This window comes from Nocardia sp. MDA0666 (assembly GCF_003023875.1).
GTDB lineage: Bacteria > Actinomycetota > Actinomycetes > Mycobacteriales > Mycobacteriaceae > Nocardia > Nocardia aobensis.
In genome coordinates this window covers 36,293-56,447 of the sequence record NZ_PYHT01000019.1, presented here as the reverse complement: position 1 = coordinate 56,447, position 20,155 = coordinate 36,293, and the positions used below count along the sequence as shown (strand labels likewise).

Sequence of the window (20,155 nt, the reverse complement as noted above, 5' to 3'; positions counted from 1 at the left end):
GGCACGGCCGCGGCGCTGCACCGCTGTTTACCCGACTTTCTCCTCAGCGGCGAACCGCTGCTGAGAACCATTATGCGCAAGGTATTCCCGCAACGCCTGACGGCCGCGGTGGATACGGCTGCGCACGGTACCCAACTTCACCCCGAGGGTAGCGCCGATCTCCTCGTAGGACAGACCCTCGATATCGCACAGCACGACGGCCGCGCGGAATTCCGGCGCCAGCGCGTCGAGCGCCCGCTGCAGGTCCGGATCCAGCCGGGCATCGTGATAGACCTGCTCGGGTCCGGGACCTTCGGACGGCACCCGGTCGTAGTCCTCGGGCAGCGCCTCCATCCGGATGCGGTTGCGCCGGCGAACCATGTCCAGGAACAGATTCGTGGTGATCCGGTGCAGCCAGCCCTCGAACGTGCCGGGCTGGTAGTTCTGCAACGAGCGGAAGACCCGGATGAACGTCTCCTGGGTGAGGTCCTCCGCGTCCTGCGGGTCACCCGTCAGGCGGTAGGCCAGCCGATACACCCGGTCGGCGTGCTCGCGGACCAGTTCGTCCCAGGAAGGCATCATGGTGCGGTCGCCGGTGGCGTCGAAGGCGGCGGTGCCGCTCAGCGCATCGTCGTCCGCGGCATCGACCGCTACGGCTTCGGTATCGTCGAAGTCGGCGCCGTTCAGGACGTCGGCCCCGGCTTCGGTACGGGCATCGACTTCGGTACGGACATCGCTACGAGCGGCACCGGGCAACTCGTAGTCGGCCGAGACGCCGATCGGCAGACTCGACTCGGGCAGGGTGGCGTACTCGCGCGCCGCATCGACCTTGTGGATGGGGTGACCTCCTACTCGGGACCGTGGCAGGCGCACGACGACTGGTGGTCGTCGCGTACCGGGTACAACCGCGAACCTGAGTCCGGTGTTCCCGGGCGCCGTCCGACGGTCGGCCGGCCCTTGCTTGGTCATTACTCTGGCGGTTCCCGATGTGCCGGTGGTATGGGGAGGCTGAGGGACACCTGAGAAAAACACCGGCCGTCGTCGCGCCCCCGGACTGCCACGCCGTTAGCCTCATATTCGTGAGCCACATCCCAGCGGCATCGGCCCTGCAGCGCAACCTCGCCTACGTGGAGGAATCCGTGGTCGAGGACGAGATCCTCATCGCGGCGCGGGAGCGGGCCACCGAACTGGGCGCCGCGCCGGTGCCGCCGTCGGTGGGAGCGCTGCTCAGCATGTACGCCCAGTTGCTCGGCGCGCGGGCGGTGGTCGAGGTCGGCACCGGCGCCGGCATCAGCGGCCTGTGGCTGCTCGACGGCATGCGCGAGGACGGCACGCTGACCACGATCGACTCCGAGCCGGAACATCAGCGCGCGGCCAAGGACGCCTTCCGCGCGGCCGATATCGCCCCCGCGCGCACCCGGCTGATCAACGGCCGTGCTCTGGACGTGCTGCCCCGGCTCGCCGACGGCGCCTACGACCTGGTGTTCATCGATGCGGCGCCGCTCGAACATCCGCAGTACGTCGAGCAGGCCGTACGTTTGCTGCGCGAGGGTGGGGCGGTGCTGATGTACAACGCGCTGCTGGGTGGGCGGGTGCCAGATCCGGCGCAGCGCGACGCCGCGACCCAGGCGGTGCGGGCGGCGACGCGGGCCGTGGCCGAGGATCCGGACCTGACCAGCGTGCTGATCCCGGTCGGCGACGGCCTGCTCTGCGCCTCGCGCGGCTGATCACCGCTCGCGATCACCCGGCGGCTCGATCCCGCCGGCCCGAAATTAACTCGCAGGACGCTGCCTACCTGCGCATTCGATCGCCGAAATTCACTGTGTGCCGAGTCTTGCGTGCGGATTGAACGAGTGTTTAGTATATTGAACATGTGTTTAAGGGAGCAGCCGTACCGGAAGGATCCGCCTCGGATCTGAGCACGCCCGCCCGGATCCGGGACGCGGCGATCGTCGTCTTCGGAGAAGAGGGATTCGGGGTCGGGGTGCGGGCCATCGCCAAGGCGGCGGGGGTTTCGCCCGGACTCGTCAATCACCACTTCGGTTCCAAGGACGGCCTGCGCGAGGCGTGTGACGAGCACGTACGTGCCGTCATTCGTACCGCGAAGACGGAATACGTCCAGCAGCCCTCGCCGACTTCGACCCTGAAGGCCCTCGCCGAGATCGAGGAGTTCGCGCCCTACACCGCATATCTGATGCGCAGCTTCCAGGCCGGCGGAACGCTGATGACCTCGCTGTTCGATCAGATGCGCGCGGATGTGGAGTCCTATCTCGAGGTTGGCATCGCGGCCGGCACGTTGCGCCGGCCCAGGGACGTATCGGCGACGGCGAATTATCTGGCGGTGCAGAACGGCGGGGGATTCTTCTTCTACCTGCAGCTCTACGCCGCCCGCCACGAAGGAAAGCTCGACTTTCGACAAGCGTTGCGCGAGTACGCCGACCAGATGGTGCTGCCGGCCATCGAGGCCAACACCCACGGCTTGTTCACCGATTCCTCGGTGCTCGACTCGTTGCTCGCCGAAATGTGAACCCATATCTCACAAGGAGATTCGATGTCATCGGCAATCGAGGTCCGGAAGCTGCACAAGCATTTCGGATCGGTACGCGCCCTGGACGGCCTCGACCTCGAGGTCGCCGAGGGCGAGGTGCACGGCTTCCTCGGGCCCAACGGGGCCGGCAAGTCGACCACCATCCGCATTCTGCTCGGCATCCTGGCACGCACCTCGGGGCAGGCGCGGGTGCTCGGGCGCGACCCGTGGACCGATGCGGTCGACCTGCACCGCGATATCGCCTACGTCCCCGGCGATGTCACGCTCTGGCCGTCGCTGTCGGGCGGGGAGACGATCGATCTGCTGGGGCGGATGCGCGGCGGAATCGATACCGGGCGCCGCGCCGAGATGATCGAGCGCTTCGAACTCGATCCGCGCAAGAAGGCCCGCACCTACTCCAAGGGCAACCGGCAGAAGGTCGCGCTCGTGTCCGCCTTCTCCTCGAACGCGCGCCTGCTGCTGCTCGACGAACCGACCTCGGGCCTGGATCCGTTGATGGAACAGGTTTTTCGCGACTGTGCCCGGGAGGCGGCCGAGCGTGGCGCCACCGTGCTGCTGTCGAGCCACATCCTCTCCGAGGTGGAGGCGCTGTGTGATCGGGTCACGATCATCCGCGCCGGCAAGACCGTGGAGAGCGGCACCCTGGCCGAGATGCGTCATCTCAGCCGCACGGCGATCACGGCCGAACTCGTCGGCGACCCGGGCGATATCGGCGCCATCGCGGGCGTCGAGGACGTCACGATCGAGGACCACACGCTGCGCTGCCAGGTCGACAGCGAACATCTCGGGGAACTGATCCGCGTGCTCGGCGACGCGGGCGTGCGCAGCCTGGTCAGTCAGCCGCCGACGCTGGAAGAGCTGTTCCTGCGCCACTATTCGCTCGACGGCGACGCGCCGGACGAAGCCCGCCGGTCCGCACACACTGCCGCGCGGGACGAGCAGGCATTGAGCGAGGCGACGAAATGACCACCGCCACCCTCGACCGCCCGCACCGCGGAGTTGTCGAATCCTTCACTCGCGCTGCGGATTTCACCGGCACCGGCCAGCTGCTGCGGCTGTACCTGCGGCGGGACCGGATCGTCCTGCCGCTGTGGGTGCTGTTGTTCTCGGCGCCACTGGGCAGCGTCTACTTCTCCAGCGTGAAGAATCTGTACTCGTCACCGGCGGATCTGCAGAATTTCGCGCACACCATCCTGTCCAGCCCGGCGCAGCTGGCGCTGTACGGCCCGATCTACAACACCAGTCTCGGTGCGGCCGGAGCGTGGAAACCGGGAGCGTTCTACACCCTGATCGGCATCGCCACCATCCTCACCGTCATCCGGCACACCCGTGCCGAGGAGGAGACCGGACGCGAGGAGCTACTCGCCTCGACCCGGATGGGCCGCTTCGCCGCCCTGACCGCCACGCTGGTGCTGACCTGTGCCGCCTGCGTGACGGTCGGAATCGTCGCGACGTTGAGCATCGCCTCGTCGGGAGTGCCGTTCGACGGCTCGCTGGCCTTCGGCGCGGCGCTGGCCGCTTCGGGCATCGTCTTCGCGGCGGTGGCCGCGGTCGCCGCGCAGCTGAGCGCGAGCGCGCGCCTGGCCCGCGGCATCGCCCTGGCGGTACTCGCGGTGACCTTCACCCTGCGCGCCATCGGTGACGCGCGCGCCGGAGACGGTCCTGCCGACATCCTGACCTGGTTGTCCCCGCAGGGCTGGTCGCTGCAGGTCCGTCCCTTCGCGGGAGATCGCTGGTGGGTGCTGCTGCTGCACGCGGTGACCACCGTGGTGTTGATCGCGGTCGCCTATACGCTGCTGCGGCGGCGCGACCTGGGGGCCGGACTGATCGCCGACCGGCCCGGTCCCCCCGCGGGATCGGCCCTGTTGAGCGGGCCGTTCGGGCTGGCCTGGCGGTTGCAGCGCGGCACCCTGGTGGCGTGGACGGTCGGGCTCGCGCTCTACGGTCTGATCATCGGCAGCGTGGTCCACGGCATCGGCGACGAGATCGGCTCCAGCCAGACCGTTCGCGACATCATCGCCCGGCTCGGCGGTTCGCAAGGGGTGGAACAGGCCTTCCTCAACACCGCCTTCTCGATGGTCGGACTGGGCGCGGCGGCCTTCTCGATCTCGGCCGCGCTGCGCATGTACGCGGAGGAGAGCGACGATCGCGCCGAAACCGTGCTCACCGGCGCCGTCGGCCGAATCCGCTGGGCCGCAAGTCATCTGATCTTCGCCTTCGGCGGTCCGGTGGTGGCGCTGTTCGTCTCCGGAGTGATCGGTGGCGTGGCCTACGGGATCGCCGCATCGGATGTGGGCGCCAAGTTCCCGGAGGCGCTCGGCGCGGCGATGATCCAGATTCCCGCGGTGTGGGTGTTCACCGCGATCACGGTGCTGCTGTTCGGGCTGCTGCCGCGCTGGACGCCGGTGGCGTGGGGAGTGTTCACCGCAGGCGTGGCGATCTATCTGCTCGGCTCGATCTCCGGTATGCCGCAATGGGTTCTGGACCTCAACCCCTACGGTCATCTGCCGAAACTGCCGGCGGAGGATTTCCGCGCGGTGCCGGTGATCGTGCTGCTGGTGCTCGCGGCGGTGATCACCGCGGTCGGACTCGTGGGCTGGCGCCGACGCGATCTGCGCTGACCGCAGGGTATTTCGCCGCTCGGTCGCTCCCGTTCCGGAGCGCCGGGCGGCCTTTCCCGTGGCCGGGATCACCCAGCAGCCGATACCATTGGCACAGTGGGTAATTCGGCGGTACCGGGAGGCGGGGAGTGTACGAGCGCGGAATCCTGATCGAGGTCGCGCCGCGCGGGTGGCTGGTCCTGGCACTCGTCAGCCTCGGCGCGGCGGTCTTCGTGGCACTGCTGGTGATGTTGCTGGTCAGTGACGACAAATTCGACGATCCGGCGAGATATCCCAGAGTGCCGCACGGCACCTGCGCACCGTTCTGCTACACACCGGAGAGTCCGGGTGTCACCGAACCGGCTCCGCCGCCGCAGTATCCGATGCCGGGCCGCTGAGGCGGCGTTTCGGCGTAGAAGTTGGCGGGTCAGACCCAGACGCCCTTGCCGACGGTGACCACGCCGCCGTTGCTCACCGCGAACCGCTCGCGGTCGCGGTCCAGATCGACGCCGATGATCTCGCCCTCGCCGACCATCACGTTCTTGTCGAGGATCGCGCGCCGCACGACCGCGCCGCGGCCGATCCGGACCCCGGGCATCAGCACACTGCCCTCCACGGTCGCCCCGTCCTCGATGAACACGTTCGAGCTCAGCACCGAATTGCGCACCGTCGCCGCGGACAGGATGCTGCCCGCCCCCACGATCGATTCCTGGGCCAGCCCGCCCTGCGCGAATTTCGCCGGCGCCAGATTCTCCGCCGTGCCGCGGATGGGCCAGTGCTTGTTGTAGAGATTGAAGATCGGATGCACCGAGACCAGGTCCATATGCGCCGCGTAGAAGGCGTCGATGGTGCCGACGTCGCGCCAGTAGCCGCGGTCGCGGTCGGTTGAGCCGGGAACGTCGTTGCGCGCGAAGTCGTAGACACCGGCCTGCCCCTGGGAGACCAGCGCCGGAATGATGTCGCCACCCATGTCGTGATCGGAATCGACATCGTCGGCATCGGCGCGAATCGCGTCGACCAGCACCTTGGTGGTGAAGACGTAATTGCCCATCGAGGCGAAGGTCATATTCGGATCGTCGGGGGTGCCGGGCGGATGGACCGGCTTCTCCAGAAATTGCGTGATGCGGCCCGATTCGTCGGAATCGATACAGCCGAAAGCACCCGCCTCACTGCGTGGCACCCGGATTCCGGCCACGGTCACCCCCGCACCGGAATCGATGTGGTGGGCGACCATTTGTTCCGGATCCATCCGATAGACGTGGTCGGCGCCGAACACCACGATGTAGTCGGGGTCCTCGTCGTAGATCAGATTCAGCGATTGCATGATCGCGTCGGCACTGCCGGTGTACCAGCGCGGTCCCAGCCGCTGCTGGGCCGGGACCGGAGTGATGTATTCGCCGCCGAACCCGGACAACCGCCAGGTCTGGGAGATGTGCCGGTCCAGAGAATGCGATTTGTACTGGGTCAGCACACAGATGCGCAGATAACCGGCGTTGACGAGATTGGAGAGGACGAAATCGATCAGGCGGTAGGCGCCCCCGAACGGGACCGCCGGCTTGGCGCGGTCCTTGGTGAGGGGAAAGAGTCGTTTGCCCTCACCACCGGCTAGCACTACTCCGAGTACGTGCGGCTGGCTCCTCACGGAATTCAACCTACCGTCCCAGGCCACGGCGTGTCCGATGCCGGTTCACTCCGGCGTGGCCGGGCAGGTGTGGTGAGGCGAGGGCGCACCGATTAGGTTGGACCGGTGAGTTTCGCGGATGGCGACCGCGAGCCGATATCGATTGCCGGCCCCGACCTGCTCCGGGTCGCGATGTTGACCCGCGAATATCCCCCCGAGGTGTACGGCGGGGCAGGCGTGCATGTGACCGAACTGGTCCCGCAATTGCGCCGGCTGTGCGAGGTGACCGTGCACTGTATGGGCGCCGACCGCGCCGACGCGGTGGTGCACCAGCCCGACCCGATGCTGTACGCGGCCAATTCCGCCCTGCAGATGATGTCGGCGCAGCTGCGGATGGCCGATGCCGTCGGCGCCGTCGACGTGGTCCACTCCCACACCTGGTACACCGGGCTGGGCGGGCATCTGGCGGCGAGCCTGTACGGCATCCCGCATGTGCTGACCGCGCATTCGCTGGAGCCACGCCGGCCGTGGAAGGCCGAACAGCTGGGCGGCGGCTACCGGTTGTCGTCGTGGTCGGAACGGACGGCGATGGAGAATGCCGATGCGGTGATCGCGGTCAGCGAGGGTATGCGCCGCGACGTCCTCGACGCCTACCCGACCGTCGACCCCGCGCGAGTACACGTCGTGCACAACGGGATCGACACCCGGGCCTGGTTTCCGGGCGGTCCGGTGCCCGAGGCCCGCGATGTGCTAGCGGAACTGGGAGTGCGCGACGATGCGCCGATCGCGGCGTTCGTCGGCCGCATCACCCGGCAGAAGGGAGTCGCTCACCTCCTCGCCGCGGCCCGCGACATCGATCCCGGGATTCAGCTGGTGCTCTGCGCCGGCGCCCCGGATACCCCACAGTTGGAGGCCGAGGCGGCCGCGGCGGTGCGCGAACTCGCCGCGACGCGCGGCGGGGTGTTCTGGGTCCGCGATATGTTGCCGACCGAGCAGGTCCGCCAGATCCTTTCCGCCGCAAGCGTTTTCATCTGCCCCTCCGTGTACGAGCCGCTCGGGATCGTGAATCTGGAGGCGATGGCCTGCGGCACCGCGGTGGTCGCCTCGGATGTCGGCGGAATTCCGGAGGTGGTCGTCGACGGGCAGACCGGGCGGCTGGCCCATTACGACCCGCAGGCGCCCCGCGACTTCGAACGAGACCTCGCCGACCTGGTCAACGACCTCGCCGGTGACGCCGAGACCGCGGCGCGATTCGGGGCGGCCGGGCGGGCGCGCGCGACGGCCGAATTCAGCTGGGCGAAGGTCGCCGCCCGCACCACCGATCTCTACGACCGCATCCGCAAGGGCTGACGGCCGGGCAGGCACCGGTCGGCGGGCCGCAGTGCCCACGAGGTGACGGTCAGCAGGGTCATGGCGCTCAGCACCGCCACTTCCGCGCGCGCGTAGCCGGTGATCAGATGCGACGCGATGGCACCCGTGTAGACGAAAAACGTTCCGGCATAAGCCCATTCCTTGCACAGTGGGAGCCGGGGAGCGGCCAGCACGATCGCGGCCGGGAGCTTCCACGCGCCGAGCAACACCAGGAAATAGCGCGGATATCCGAGATGAGTGACCACATCGGTCACGAACGGGATGCGGGCGAGATCCCAGACGCCACCCACCCCGGCCTCGGCGACGATGGCGACGGTCGCGACCCGATAACCGACGGTGCGGTAACGGCCGACGGGCGCCGGTTCGCGGCGGAAGAAGCGTCCCGTGGGGCGGGTCGACGTGGCCGTACGGACCGGCTGAGAGCGGGAAAGACTGCGCATGGCTGCCTCCTGGCTGATTATGGTGAGTTGTCGCACTTGATATGGCCGCACTTGATATGGCGTAGCGCGTGGCGAGGATGTGACCGGCGTGAGCGAGCGCGAACAGGCCCTGCAACGGCTGCACGACCAGCGGCCGCGACTGCGGGCGCTCGCACACCACATCCTCGGCTCGGCGGTCGATGCGGAGGACGCCGTTCAGGAGACCTGGCTGCGCGTGCATCGCAGCCCGCCCCGCGCGGTCGGCGATATCGATGCCTGGCTCACCACGGCCGTGGCGCATACCTGCCTGGATCTATTGCGCGCCAAGCGGTCTCGGCCGGAGTATCCGAGCGGTACCCAGCTGCCGGACCCGCTGCTCGTGGCTGATCACCGCTCGGGACCGGAAGAGCAAGCGCTGCTGACGGATTCGGTGAGCCTGGCGATGCAGAGGGTGCTGTCACAGCTGGACCCGGCCGAACGTGTCGCCTTCGTCCTGCACGACATCTTCGCGGTGCCGTTCGATCACATCGCCGCCCTGTTGGATCGAACCCCCGCCGCCGCACGGCAATCGGCGAGCCGCGCGCGGCGTCGGTTGCGGGCCGCGCCGATGCCCGAAGGGGATCTGGGTGACCAGCGCGCGGTGGTGGACGCGTTCTTCGCGGCCGCCCGTGGTGGCGACTTCGAGGCTCTGGTGGCGCAGTTGGCCCCGGAGATCGTGCTGCGCGCCGACGCCGGTGCGGGAGGCGGCTGGGAGATCCACGGCCCGCGGGACACGGCCGGTCGTGCACTGCTGTTCGCCCGGCCCTCCTCGGATGTGCGGCCGGTGCTGGTGAACGGCGCCGCCGGTGCGCTGATCAGGTTCGACGGACAGCCCGGGGTGCTGATCGCCTTCACGGTGACGAACGGACGCATCGCGGAGATCTACGTCTATGCCGACCGGGAGCGGGTGGCGGCTTTCTTCCGGTGAGGGCATGTGGGTCGCCGATGGGCCGCTGTTTCCGGAAGTCAGCCGCTGACCACCGTAGCTAGCGGGTGGTCGATCACACTGTCGGCCGACCGGTCGGACATCCGGTGGATCTCGTCGGCGAGAACGATCAGCGCTGGTAGACCGTGACCGTGACCGAGGCGGTGACCGGCATCGTCTCCGGGAGGGCGGCGATCAGATCGCTGCGGGATTCGGCGGCGTGGTGCGCGGACGGGCCCATACCGACCACATTCGCGATCGACGTGTGGTCCAGGGTCATGTCGTACTCCACCGTGACGCTTCCGGTGCAACGGAAATCGGCGGACAGGGCGTCGGTCAGGCGCGCGTCCTTGTCCGTCTGCACGCCCACCATGCCGAGCGGAGCGATGAGTTCGCCCAGGTGGCGTGAGGTGGGGGTGACCACGACGAAGGTGCCGCCGGGGCGCAGCACCCGCGCGACCTCGGCCGGGTTGCGCGGCGCGAAGACACACAGCACCCGGTCCAGCGCGTGGTCCCGGATCGGCAGCCCACGCCACACGTCGGCGAGTATCGAGGCCGCACGCGAATGGGCGCGAGCGGCCCGGCGCGCCGCCGGTTTCGAGACGTCGAGTGCGATGCCGTGCGCGGCGGGCGCCGCCTGGAGCCCGGCCGCCAGGTAGTAGCCGGTGCCGGCGCCGATTTCGAGAATCGTGCCGGTCGGCGCGCCGTCCGCCACGGCCTCGGCCGTCGCGCGCGCGATCGGGTCGAAATGGCCCGCGCTCTGGAACCGGGCCCGGGCGTCCAGCATGTCCGCGGTATCGCCGGTCATCTTGGTCGCGGCGCCGGTCAGCAGGCTGACGTAGCCCTGTTTGGCGAGATCGAAGCTGTGGCCGGACTCGCACACCAGGCGCCGATCCCGGAGCACGACGCCCGCCCGGCATTCGGGGCAGGCCACCGCGGATGCGATCGCCGCCAGGGGCGTGGCGTGGACTGTGGGCGTCCTCGGCGTGCGGCCGGGGATCGCTTCGCGCGCCTCGTGGTCCGGACCGTTCATGTGATCCAGCGGGCGGATACGGCCGCCCGGTCGGGGTAGCCGCCGCGACGGGCGCAGATCCGGCCGGTGACCCGGCCGGATCTGCGCGCGCGGGTTCGCGCCGGCAATTTCATCACCGGTGTATTTCGTTGGGTCGAGCGGCTAGCTGGTCACCGCGGTGAGCTCTTTACCGAGAGCTGCCGCTTCCTCCGGCGTGAGCTCGACGACCAAACGCCCGCCACCCTCGAGTGGAACCCGCATGACGATTCCACGCCCTTCCTTGGTTGCCTCGAGGGGACCGTCCCCGGTGCGGGGCTTCATGGCCGCCATCCTCTGCTCCCTCCAGATCCGCGCGGTCTGCTGCGCACTTCTCGGAACTAATGTGTTGTCACCAACAGGCAGCCGCCGGACACGACAGGCATGTCCGGTGGGCTGCACCACGCCTATTCTTCCTTATCAGCGAACCGGCCGGGTACCTGAGTTCGAAAACCGACCGGCGTGGCGCGTGATCAACGCCGCAGATCGACCCAGCAATCGGCCAGATGGTCATCGACCATTCCGGTCGCCTGCATCAATGCGTAGGCCGTGGTCGGCCCCACGAACCGGAACCCGCGCTTCTTGAGTTCTCTTGCGAGAGCTACGGATTCGGGTGTGACGGCGGGCACGTCGGACAGCGCGCGCGGACGCGGGCGAACCGGCGGCGCGAACGACCAGAGCAGCTCGTCCAGCCCAGGGCTCAGGTCCCGCGCAACCCGGGCATTGGCGACACACGCGAGGATTTTGGCGCGATTGCGCACGATGCCTGGATCGGCCAGCAGCCGTTCCACGTCGTCGTCCCCGAATTCGGCCACCCGGTCGATGGTGAATCCGGCGAACGCCGCCCGGAACGCCGGCCGCTTGCGCAGGATCGTGATCCACGACAGCCCCGACTGGAATGCCTCGAGGCACATCCGCTCGAACAGCGCGTCGTCCCCGTGCAGCGGCCGGCCCCACTCGGTGTCGTGATAATCCCGGTAGAGCTGCGACGACTGCGACCAGCCGCACCGCACCTTCCCGTCGTCCACTACCGCCGCGACGCTCATCGAAGTCCTCCGGCGGATGCGGGGGGATCGCCCGGCAACGGCGGTGGCGCCCACCCCGTCGCGGATGCCTCCGTCGCCGGGACGAATCCGGTGTTCTGTTCCGGTCCCGGGGCGGCGATGTAACCGGTGGTTCCGGCCGCTTTCGGTTCGGTCGTGGGCTCCGAGCCGGGCCGGTGTTCGGGCGCCGAACCGGTCGGCGCCACGGCGTCACCCCCTGCAGCAGTCTGCGGGGTGGTCCCGTGCTGGACCGATCCCGGAGCCGGTACCGCGGCCTGCGCGGTGGCATCGGTCGGTGAAGTGACGCCACTGGGCGGTGAAACGACACTGCCGAGAGTGTTGTGGGTCTGGCCGATCCTGCCCGGCTCACCGACGGTGGACTCGGTGGGCGTGGCAGTGCCGGGGCCCGGGACGGTCGGGGTGGTGCCGGTGGCCGGTGCGTATCCGCTCGCCGAATAGCCGGCCACCGGGAAGGTGGTGCCGGTCGGCGTCCCCGGCCCGATGGGGAGGTTGCCGAAACCTCCGCTGATGGCGACGCCGGGCCCGGCGGTGAGGCCCGCTTCGGGAGTGAGGCCCGCCCCGGAAGCGAAGCCCGGCCCGGGACCGAAACCGGTGCCGAAGCCATCGACCGGACCGATGGACGTCGGACCGGTCGGTCCACCGAGGGCCGGGTTACCTGAATCGGCCAGACCGCCGAGAGCGGTGTTGTCCGGACCCGCCGGAGCGCCGAACGCGGGGTTACCCGGACCGGCCGACGCCGGCCCGCCCAGGCCGTTGAGAGTCGCGCCGGTGGGACCGCCCAAGGGAGCGCCGCCGACAGTCGGGGTGCTCGGTCCAGCCGAAGCCGGCCCACCGAGGCTGGTGGGACTCATGCCGCCGGGACCGCCGAAGGGGGCGCCGAGCGCCGGGGTGCCCGGTCCGGCCGAAGTCGGCCCGACTATGCCGTGGGGAGTCGCGCTGCCGGGACCGGCGAAGGGGGCGGCGCCGAAGAAGGTTCCGGTGCTGAAGTTGGTGGTCGTGCCGTTGGCGGCGGCCGGGGGAGTGTCCGTGGGCGGCAGCGTGCTTCCCGTATTCGGTTGCGCCGCTGAGGTTTCCGGTTCTCCGGCGGCGGACGGAGTGGCGACGCGGTTGCGCTCGAGCTGGAGTTCCAGCTCGTCGATCCGTGCGGCCAATCGGCTCAGCGCCCAGTCGACCTCGCCCGCCTTGTACCCCCGGAAGACCTGCTGGAATCGCAACGCGCGCACATCCGAGCCGCGAATCCCCGCGGCGGGCAGCACCGTCACCGTCGTGCCCTCCGGCAGCGGACCCAATTCCTCCCCGCGCCCGAACACCGCACTGGCCACCAGGAACAGCAACGCGGCCACCAAGCCGACGATGAGCACGTACAACAGCAGCGTGAGCATAGGTCGAGCTTAGGTGGCGACACCGACAGCGAGCCCGGCAGCTGTGGCGAGTCGGTGTGATCAACTTCGAGGAATCGCTGTTCGTCGCGCAGCACGTGGTCGGGCGCGGCCAGTGCGTCCGCGGCCGCCTCGATCGTCTCGACCTGCGCCCGATCGAGGTGAATCATCGCCGAGCGGACCGCGGGCCCCCAGATCCCGCACCGCCGCGCTCACATTGCTGTGCCGCATGCGCAGTCGACGGGCCGATTCGGTCCCCGTGGTGCCCGGGGTGGTGAGCACGTGCATTGGGGTGAGGACACGGCCCGGCCGATGGCGGTGATGATGGGTTCGCAACCCGCTGAGCGAGTGCGGTGGCGGGCTCGCCTACAGGTGCCGGGTGGTGTCGATGCCCAGCGACATGCCCGCCAGCCCGCGGCGGCGCACCGCCAACTTGTCGGCGATGCCCTGAAGCGCTTGTGCCGCAGGGTTTTCCGGGTCGCTCAGGACGATCGGGGTGCCTTCGTCGCCGGCCTCGCGCAGTTCCTGGGTGATCGGGATCTGGCCGAGCATCGGCACCTCGGCGCCGACCGCGCGGGTGAGCCGGTCGGCGACGGCCTGGCCGCCGCCCGAACCGTAGAGCTCCATGCGGGAACCGTCGGGCAGATCCAGCCACGACATGTTCTCTACGACACCGGCGATGCGCTGCCGAGTCTGCAGGGCGATGGCGCCGGCCCGTTCGGCGACCTCGGCGGCGGCCGGCTGCGGCGTGGTCACGACCAGGATCTCCGCGTTCGGAATGAGCTGGGCGATGGAGATCGCGACGTCACCGGTGCCGGGCGGCAGGTCCAGCAGCAGCACGTCCAGGTCACCCCAGAACACGTCGGCCAGGAACTGCTGCAGCGCGCGGTGCAGCATCGGGCCGCGCCACACCACCGGGGTATTGCCCTGGGTGAACATGGCGATCGAGATGACCTTCACGTCGTGCGCGACCGGCGGCATGATCATCCGCTCCACCTGGGTGGGCCGCTGGTCGGTGCCGAGCATGCGCGGTACGGAATGGCCGTAGATGTCGGCGTCCAGCACGCCGACCGACAGACCGCGCGCGGCGAGCGCGGCCGCGAGATTGACGGTGACGCTCGACTTTCCGACGCCGCCCTTACCGGAGGCGACCGCGTACACGCGGGTCAGCGACCCCGGCTGGGCGAACGGGATCACCGGGTCGGCGGAGTCGCCGCGCAGCTGCTTGCGCAGTTCGGTGCGCTGCTCGTCGCTCATCACATCGAGGTCGACGGTCACGGCACCGACGCCGGCCACATCGGCCACCGCCTTGGTGACCATCTCGGTGAGCTTGGTGCGCAGCGGGCAGGCCGCGGTCGTCAGATAGATCTCGACGTGGACACTGCTGTCGTCGCGGACCGAGACGCTCTTGACCATGCCGAGTTCGGTGATCGGCTTGCGGATCTCCGGGTCGTCCACCTTCGCGAGCGCGCCCCGCACATCCGTTTCCGTAACCACTGGCATAGCGCTGAGTCTAGCGACCGTGGCGACGGAGCCGTTCGGGGCAGCCTGGCCGGCTACCGTCCGGCTCAGATTCGCGGCAGCTGGCTGGGCTTGGGCGCCACACCCGTCCGGTACGCGACCTCCCACGCCATCACGTTGGCGACGTAGGCCATCGAGTTGTTGTAACGCATGATCGCCTTGGACTGCTGCGACAGATCCGACATGTCCAGTCCGCCCGAGCAGAGGTAGTTGCCGGCGGTCAGGGCGGCGTCGAACAGGTTCTGCGGATCGGCGATGCCGTCGCCGTCGCCGTCCCCGGCGTATTTGCGCCACGTCTCGGGCAGGAACTGCATCGGGCCGACCGCGCGGGTGAAACCGTGCATACCGCCGTCGAGATCGTCACCGGTCGCGTGCACGACGTTGTTGCCTGCCAGGCTCCCGTCGAGGACGGGCCCGTAGATCGGATCGAGCGCGACGCCCTTGGAATCGGCCTTGCCGTAGGCGTGGTGCGACTCGACCTGTCCGATACCGGCCAGCACCGACCACGGCATATGGCAATCCGGCTGCTCCTGGGCCAGAACGCGTTCCGCGTTCTGGTAGGCCGCGTAGGCGATGCCCGGCAGACCGTTGGGCCCCGGCGGCAGATCCGCGGCGACCCGGCCTTCCGGCTGCGCAACGGTTTTCACGATCGGCGGGCCGGGATGCTTTGCGGCGCGCATCATTTCGTCCGGCGCGGCCTGCTGGTCCACGGCCTGCTGAGCATCCGGGGTGTGTTGCGGCAGCGCCACAGCGGTGAATTCGCCGGTGTTGACCTCGGCGGCGGAGGCGCCGACAGCCACGAGTCCCGCGGGGACGAGGCCGGTCAGAGCGATAACGGATCCGCGCCGGACAGGGGTGGCCGGCTGCTTACGGTGACGTCCCACGATGTGGTGACCCTCCAATGCTCGCTGTGAGCTTTTCGTGACACAACGAGATCAGATTACCGCATCCGAGACCTTTTCGTTACTGCTTCGTGACCGCCTGTCCCGTTTACGCCGAAACCCCCGCCTCAGCGGGGGTTTCGGGTCGAACGAAGGTGTCGGGCGACTACTACGGCGCCGGCGGCGGACCCGGCAGGACCGGCAGCGGGACGACGATTCCGAACGGCAGCGTGATCCCCGGCTGCTGTGTCGGGCTCGGCGGCGCGGCGGGTGCGGGCGCCGCCGCCTCCGGGCCGGGTTCCGGTGTCTTGGACGGCGTTTGCGACTGCTGCTCGGGTGCGGCCGGTGCCGGTGCGCCGTTCGGCTGTGCGGGTGCGCCGGGCTGGGTGCCGGGCGCGGGCTGGCCCTGCGGTTGCGTACACGCCGGTGCGGCCGGCTTCGGTGCGTTCGGATCGGCCGGGGCCGCATTCGGATTCGCGGGCGCGTTCGGATCGGCGGGCTTGCCCTCGGCGGCCTGCGGATCGACCGGGCGCACCGGGTCACCCGCCGCCCAGCGCTGGGTCTGGGCGGGTGCGGCCGGTCGGGCGGGTTGCCCGGGTTGCGGCATCGGCGCCGGCACCGCGGCTGGATCGCACGGATTCGGCTTCGGCGGCGGGCAGAAGATGCCGCACGGAATCGGCGGCAGGCCGGGGATATTGATCATCACCTGCGTCGGCTGCTGCGGCGTGGGCACGGTGGTGGTGGCCTGCGACGGCGGCTCGGTGGTGGTCGGAATGCTGCCGTTCGCGGCGAGGATGTCCGGACCCGCGGGCGGGACCTGCATCGTGCCCGGCGGAATCAGATCGGGCGAGATCTGCACCTGGGTCGGGGCGCCACCGGTCTTGTAGGCGTTGGCCCAGCTCAGCACGTTGGCCGCATAGGCCGTCGAGTTGTTGTAGCGCAGGACCGAGCGCAGTTCCTGCTGCGGGTCACGCAGATTCAGCCCGCCCGAGCACAGGTACTTGCCGGCGGCCAGCGACGCGTCGAAGACGTTGTTCGGATCCGCGACACCGTCGCCGTTACCGTCGGACGCGTACAGCGACCAGGTGCCGGGCAGGAATTGCATCGGACCGACCGCCCGCACGAAATTGCCGTCTGCGGCCTTGATGACCTCGTTACCCGGCAGTGTGCCGTCCAGCGAGGGTCCGTAGATGGTGCCGATGGTCGTGCCCGCGGCGTCGGTGCGGCCGTGCCCGGCGTGATTGGACTCGATCCGCCCGATCCCGGCGAGCAGGCTCCAGCTCAGACCGCAGTTCGGCTCCGAGGACTGCAGTGTCAGTTCGGCATTGCGATATGCGGCGAGCACGATCTCCGGAATACCGAAGGCTCCGCTACCACCCGGCAACGCGATGTCCTGCAGCGGAACGGTACCGCCGAACAACGGCGCCCCATCCGCGGGCGCCGTCATAGCTCTGAGTTTGCGAGGAGGTTCGGGAGCGGCGGGTACCAGCCCCACCGCCTCGGCGTCGGAGTTGCCGGCGTCGGTGGGGGAGCTCGCTGCCGCCAGGCGCGCCTCGGTCGTCTTCGGCGCACTGGTCCGCGCGGTCGTGTGCGCCGCCGAACCCGTAGCCATCAAACCCGCAACCACCAGCGCCGATACGGTAATCGGTCCAGATATTCGCATCGGCACAACCAATCCCCTCGTAGTCGTTGAGCGACCTGATACGCGCGGGGCCGCGACGGACAACGTGATCCAGGTTACCTGCCAGTCAGCACGTTGTTATCGATAATTGCGGTCAGCCGCCATCTATTTGAGGCGAAATCGGTACTCGACCCCTCTTCCTATCGGTACTTTTCTTGGACTTCGCGGTCTCGACAGCATCTTCGTCGTCCAGCGGCGCGTGTAGTTGGAGCCGCGCCAGAGCGTCTTTGATGTCTTCGAGTTCGCGGCGCAGATAGTCGCGAGTGGCGACCTCGCCCACCGCGATCCGCAGCGCCGCCAGCTCGCGGGCCAGGAATTCGGTGTCGGCCTTGGTCTGTGCCGCGCGGCGGCGATCCTCCTCGAGAGATACCTTGTCGCGGTTGTCTTGCCGGTTCTGGGCCAGCAGGATCAGGGGTGCGGCGTAGGCGGCCTGGGTGGAGAAGGCCAGGTTCAGCAGGATGAACGGATACGGATCCCACTGCAGGCTCACCGCGAAGACATTGAGCGCGATCCACACCACGACCACGACCGTCTGCAACAGCAGATAACGGCCGGTCCCGAGGAATCGGGCCACCGTCTCGCTGCCCCGCGCCACCGCCTCGGCGTCGATCTCGAAGCGGAACCGCGATTCGACCGGCGTCTCCAAGCGGGCCCGGGCGACCGGCTTGTCCGTGCGGGCCGCGCGTTCGCTGCGCTCAGTCATGCTTTCGCCCTTCCGGCCGTCGCGTTACCGGCGTCCGCCGCGCGCCCCGCCGTTGCGATCGCATGGATCGTGCTCGCCGGTTCGGAGGCGTCCTCGTCCTGTTCGCGCCAGTCCTCGGGCAGCAGGTGGTCCAGCACGTCGTCGACGCTCACCGCGCCGAGCAGGTGGTTCTCCTCGTCCACCACCGGTCCGCAGACCAGGTTGTAGGTCGCGAAGTAGCGGGTGACCGCCGTCAGCGCGGCATCGGGATGCAACTGGGTCAGGTCGCTGTCGACCAGCCCGCCCACCATGGTCGCGGGCGGTTCGCGCAGCAGCGCCTGGGTGTGGACACAGCCCAGATAGCGGCCGGTCGGCGTCGCTGTCGGCGGGCGGACCACGAACACCATCGACGCCAGCGCCGGAGTCAGGTCCGGGTCGCGGATGCGGGCCAGCGCCTCCGCGACGGTCGCCGCGGGGGTGAGCACTACGGGGCGGGGCGTCATCATGCCGCCCGCGGTGTAGGGCGAATATTCGAGCAGGCGCCGCACCGGCTCGGATTCCTCGGGATCCATCAGTGCCAGCAGCGCCTCGGCCTCACCCGTCGGCAGTTCGCCGAGCAGGTCGGCGGCGTCGTCGGGGTCCATCGCCTCGAGCAGATCGGCCGCGCGTTCGACGCCCAGATTCTGCAGAACGTCGACCTGGTCGTTCTCCGGAAGTTCCTGCACCACGTCGGCGAGACGTTCGTCGTCGAGGGCCCGGGCCAATTCGATCCGGCGCTTCTCGGGCAGTTCGCGCAGCAGATGCGCCACATCGGCCGGGCGCAGGCCCTCGAACTGGCCGAGCAACTGGGTGACGTCCTGACCGGGCAGATTCAATTCGTGCTGGGTCAGCCCGCGCACATCCGACCACTCGACCACGTGCACCTCGCGGCGCCGGCCCAGGCGCCGATGCCCGCGCACCGCCACCCGTGAGAGCACCCAGTCGCGGGTGCGGCTCTGTTCGATGCCCAGGTCGACGACGAAGACGTCCACCCCTTCGAGGTCCGGTAGTTCGGGATCGACCACGCGCACCTTGGAGTCGAGTACCTGCGCCAACGCCAGCATTTCGCCGGGCCGCTGTTCGAAGCGGCGCAGGCTCACGGTGCCGGTGTTGAGGTTGACCGAGTTCGGCTCGATCGCGTTGACCCGGAGCATCGGGACGAAAATACGTTTGCGCGTGGGTAATTCGACCAGTAGTCCCAGCACCCGGGGTTGCTGGCGGTCGTAGCGGATGGAGATCACCACGTCCCGCAGACGGCCGATAGACTCGCCGTCCGGACCCAGTACCACCAGGCCCGCCAGCCTGGCGGCGAAAACTTTCGTTGCTGCCATAAGTGCAAGGCTATGTGGTGCAGCCCCGCGAGACGATTCAGGAGCCGCCCATGTCAACGCGTCGTTCGGTGCTCGCCGTACCCGGCAGTAATCTTCGGATGATCGACAAGGCCAAGGGTTTGCCCGCCGACGAGATCTTTCTCGATCTCGAGGATGCGGTCGCCCCGCCCGCCAAGGCCGCCGCACGCGCCAATATCGTCGCCGCGCTGAACTCGCCCGGCTGGGGCAAGCAGATCAAGGTCGTGCGGGTCAACGACTGGACCACCGAGTGGACCTACGCCGACGTCATCTCGGTGGTCGAGGGTGCCGGTCGGGATCTGGACGCGATTCTGCTGCCGAAGGTCCTCGACGGCGCCCAGGTGCGCGCGCTCGATCTGCTGCTGACCCAGCTGGAGAAGGCCAACGGCCTCGAGGCCGGGCGCATCGGCATCGAACCCCAGATCGAGAACGCGCAGGGGCTGCGCAACATCGACGAGATCGCCACCGCCAGTCCGCGCGTGCAGACCCTGGTCTTCGGTCCCGCCGACTTCATGGCCAGTATCAATATGCGCACTCTGGTGGTCGGTGAACAGCCCGAGGGCTACGAACCCGGCGATGCCTACCACCACATTCTGATGACCATCCTGCTCGCCGCCCGGGCGCACGGCCTGCAGGCCATCGATGGCCCCTATCTGCAGATCCGCGACCTCGACGGCTTCCGCCGCGCCGCATCCCGCACCGCTGCCCTCGGATTCGACGGCAAATGGGTGCTGCACCCCACCCAGGTCGAGGCGTGCAACGAGATCTTCAGCCCTCGCCAGGCCGACTACGACCGCGCCGAGGAGATCCTGGACGCCTACGCCTACCACACCTCGACCGCCGGCGGCGCCCGCGGCGCGGTGATGCTCGGCGACGAGATGATCGACGAGGCCAGCGCGAAGATGGCCCAGGTCGTCGCGGAGAAGGGGCGGGCCGCCGCCATGACGCGCACCACGAGTTTCGTACCGCCGCAGGCGTAACGACAATTCACAATCGACCGCCCCGTTAC

19 protein-coding genes and 1 pseudogene are annotated in these 20,155 nt (G+C 68.9%); 8 read left to right on the top strand and 12 right to left on the bottom strand.

Features of this window, described 5'->3' with window-relative positions; all coding sequences use genetic code 11:
• Window positions 1-27 precede the first annotated feature (27 nt).
• Window positions 28-666 (bottom strand): RNA polymerase sigma factor SigE, encoded by a 639-nt coding sequence (sigE, locus tag C8258_RS23525; RefSeq protein ID WP_036504827.1) that lies wholly within the window; start codon window positions 664-666, stop codon window positions 28-30.
• A gap of 401 nt (window positions 667-1,067) precedes the next feature.
• On the opposite strand from sigE, the gene C8258_RS23520 reads away from it, so the two are divergent.
• The 5 genes from C8258_RS23520 (at window position 1,068) to C8258_RS23500 (ending at window position 5,525) form a co-directional block, all read left to right on the top strand.
• The gene (locus C8258_RS23520; protein ID WP_086006960.1) at window positions 1,068-1,706 is read left to right on the top strand and encodes an O-methyltransferase; all 639 of its coding nucleotides are present in this window, start codon (window positions 1,068-1,070) and stop codon (window positions 1,704-1,706) included.
• Between the two features lie 146 nt (window positions 1,707-1,852).
• The gene (locus C8258_RS23515) at window positions 1,853-2,506 is read left to right on the top strand and encodes a TetR/AcrR family transcriptional regulator (protein WP_106957033.1); all 654 of its coding nucleotides are present in this window, start codon (window positions 1,853-1,855) and stop codon (window positions 2,504-2,506) included.
• Window positions 2,507-2,530: 24 nt separating this feature from the next.
• Window positions 2,531-3,493, top strand: coding sequence for an ABC transporter ATP-binding protein (locus C8258_RS23510; RefSeq protein WP_106957032.1), 963 nt, complete (start codon window positions 2,531-2,533; stop codon window positions 3,491-3,493).
• Window positions 3,490-5,148, top strand: coding sequence for an ABC transporter permease (locus C8258_RS23505; protein WP_106957031.1), 1,659 nt, complete (start codon window positions 3,490-3,492; stop codon window positions 5,146-5,148). The genes C8258_RS23510 and C8258_RS23505 overlap by 4 nt, the downstream gene beginning before the upstream one ends.
• A 128-nt stretch (window positions 5,149-5,276) precedes the next feature.
• Entirely contained in the window at window positions 5,277-5,525 is a 249-nt protein-coding gene (locus tag C8258_RS23500; RefSeq protein WP_036504790.1) for a hypothetical protein, read from the top strand.
• Between the two features lie 29 nt (window positions 5,526-5,554).
• Here the strand turns inward: C8258_RS23500 and glgC are convergent, their stop codons facing one another.
• The gene (gene glgC / locus C8258_RS23495) at window positions 5,555-6,769 is read right to left on the bottom strand and encodes a glucose-1-phosphate adenylyltransferase (protein WP_106957030.1); all 1,215 of its coding nucleotides are present in this window, start codon (window positions 6,767-6,769) and stop codon (window positions 5,555-5,557) included.
• Window positions 6,770-6,940: 171 nt separating this feature from the next.
• On the opposite strand from glgC, the gene glgA reads away from it, so the two are divergent.
• Window positions 6,941-8,098, top strand: coding sequence for a glycogen synthase (gene glgA / locus C8258_RS23490; RefSeq protein WP_106957091.1), 1,158 nt, complete (start codon window positions 6,941-6,943; stop codon window positions 8,096-8,098).
• Here glgA and C8258_RS23485 read toward each other — a convergent pair.
• Window positions 8,074-8,559 (bottom strand): DoxX family protein, encoded by a 486-nt coding sequence (locus C8258_RS23485; protein WP_084506976.1) that lies wholly within the window; start codon window positions 8,557-8,559, stop codon window positions 8,074-8,076. The two genes, glgA and C8258_RS23485, sit on opposite strands and share 25 nt — an antisense overlap.
• Before the next feature lie 88 nt (window positions 8,560-8,647).
• Between C8258_RS23485 and C8258_RS23480 the strand changes: the two genes are divergently transcribed.
• Complete coding sequence (locus C8258_RS23480) at window positions 8,648-9,505, top strand: sigma-70 family RNA polymerase sigma factor (RefSeq protein ID WP_106957090.1); 858 nt, start codon at window positions 8,648-8,650, stop codon at window positions 9,503-9,505.
• Window positions 9,506-9,632: 127 nt separating this feature from the next.
• Here the strand turns inward: C8258_RS23480 and C8258_RS23475 are convergent, their stop codons facing one another.
• The 9 genes and pseudogenes from C8258_RS23475 to C8258_RS23435 form a co-directional block, all read right to left on the bottom strand.
• Entirely contained in the window at window positions 9,633-10,535 is a 903-nt protein-coding gene (locus C8258_RS23475; protein WP_106957029.1) for a putative RNA methyltransferase, read from the bottom strand.
• A gap of 141 nt (window positions 10,536-10,676) precedes the next feature.
• Complete coding sequence (locus C8258_RS23470; RefSeq protein WP_064902036.1) at window positions 10,677-10,844, bottom strand: DUF3117 domain-containing protein; 168 nt, start codon at window positions 10,842-10,844, stop codon at window positions 10,677-10,679.
• 179 nt (window positions 10,845-11,023) lie between these two features.
• The gene (locus tag C8258_RS23465; protein ID WP_106957028.1) at window positions 11,024-11,596 is read right to left on the bottom strand and encodes a DNA-3-methyladenine glycosylase I; all 573 of its coding nucleotides are present in this window, start codon (window positions 11,594-11,596) and stop codon (window positions 11,024-11,026) included.
• 1,058 nt (window positions 11,597-12,654) lie between these two features.
• Window positions 12,655-12,996, bottom strand: a pseudogene (locus C8258_RS23460) (DivIVA domain-containing protein); the annotation flags it as partial.
• A gap of 363 nt (window positions 12,997-13,359) precedes the next feature.
• Entirely contained in the window at window positions 13,360-14,496 is a 1,137-nt protein-coding gene (locus C8258_RS23455; RefSeq protein ID WP_036504784.1) for an Mrp/NBP35 family ATP-binding protein, read from the bottom strand.
• 65 nt (window positions 14,497-14,561) lie between these two features.
• Complete coding sequence (locus C8258_RS23450) at window positions 14,562-15,398, bottom strand: lytic transglycosylase domain-containing protein (RefSeq protein WP_036504813.1); 837 nt, start codon at window positions 15,396-15,398, stop codon at window positions 14,562-14,564.
• 166 nt (window positions 15,399-15,564) lie between these two features.
• Window positions 15,565-17,007, bottom strand: a complete 1,443-nt coding sequence (locus C8258_RS23445; RefSeq protein ID WP_233225297.1) for a lytic transglycosylase domain-containing protein — start codon at window positions 17,005-17,007, stop codon at window positions 15,565-15,567.
• Window positions 17,008-17,170: 163 nt separating this feature from the next.
• The gene (locus C8258_RS23440; protein WP_106957026.1) at window positions 17,171-17,779 is read right to left on the bottom strand and encodes a DUF1003 domain-containing protein; all 609 of its coding nucleotides are present in this window, start codon (window positions 17,777-17,779) and stop codon (window positions 17,171-17,173) included.
• Window positions 17,776-19,128, bottom strand: a complete 1,353-nt coding sequence (locus tag C8258_RS23435) for a magnesium transporter MgtE N-terminal domain-containing protein (protein ID WP_106957025.1) — start codon at window positions 19,126-19,128, stop codon at window positions 17,776-17,778. Before C8258_RS23435 ends, C8258_RS23440 begins: the two co-directional genes overlap by 4 nt.
• Window positions 19,129-19,178: 50 nt before the next feature.
• Between C8258_RS23435 and C8258_RS23430 the strand changes: the two genes are divergently transcribed.
• Complete coding sequence (locus tag C8258_RS23430; RefSeq protein ID WP_106957089.1) at window positions 19,179-20,126, top strand: CoA ester lyase; 948 nt, start codon at window positions 19,179-19,181, stop codon at window positions 20,124-20,126.
• Window positions 20,127-20,155: the final 29 nt, after the last annotated feature.